Source organism: Croceicoccus hydrothermalis (assembly GCF_022378335.1).
In the GTDB taxonomy this organism is placed as follows: domain Bacteria; phylum Pseudomonadota; class Alphaproteobacteria; order Sphingomonadales; family Sphingomonadaceae; genus Croceicoccus; species Croceicoccus hydrothermalis.
Map to the genome: position 1 here is coordinate 1 of NZ_JAIQCI010000083.1, position 807 is coordinate 807.

1 protein-coding gene is annotated in these 807 nt (G+C 56.5%); it reads left to right on the forward strand.

The window, feature by feature from the left end; translation table 11 throughout:
• Window positions 1-57: 57 nt before the first annotated feature.
• Entirely contained in the window at window positions 58-744 is a 687-nt protein-coding gene (locus K4G67_RS17390) for a P-loop NTPase fold protein (RefSeq protein WP_338026455.1), read from the forward strand.
• Window positions 745-807: the final 63 nt, after the last annotated feature.

The following is an 807-nucleotide window of genomic DNA, read 5'->3' on the forward strand; positions in this document are numbered from 1 at the left end:
CGCCTAAACATCAATTCCCAGACGAGGCCCAAGCTCCGCTAATTTACGCAGCTAGGTGTGCCAAATGTTCTGACGACGGACATCGTAATAGCCGCCGACGAGGGCATGATCGAATATGCCGTGCGGCAGCATTTTCCGGACCTCCCCGTTGCCACCGGCCCTGCAACCTATGCGCGGAACTACCTTGAGAAGCTAATTCAGGTGCCGTTTCGACTGCCGTCACTCGGTTATGCGGAGACTCGAATCTATGTGACCTTGCTATTAGTGCTCAACGAATGCGGAGAGGCATCTGAGACCTTTCAGAAGCTCGTCGGGTTGGCGCGAGACGTGTTACGCAGACCGTGGAAGGGGCCGGGCCTCGACCGTGAAACAATTGCGAAAGCGCTTGGCTCAGTTCCAGACGAAGTCGAGCGTGCGCTGGAACTTGCAGGGAGGATCGCTCCGATCCTGGCAGACGGTGCACGTGGCAATCCGCGACAGATCAAGCGCTTTATCAATACAATGATGTTGCGACTTGCGATCGCCGAGGAAAGGGGGTTCCGCGACGAGCTGAATATGTCCGTCTTGGCAAAGATCATGTTGGCCGAAAGGTTTGCGCCCGAATTGTATGACGCCATGGCGCGGGGCTCTGCGAACACAGGTGTTTCCGAAGACTTGGGCGTCCTCGAAGCGGCGGTCCTTCAAAAAGCGGACGATATCGAGGTGAAATCTGCAAAGGGCAAACCTAACCCGTCCTATTCATGAGGCTGGTCGCTTCGTGTTGGTCCACCGGCGATGTGGCAGTGCCTGATTGACCAAGGTGCACGC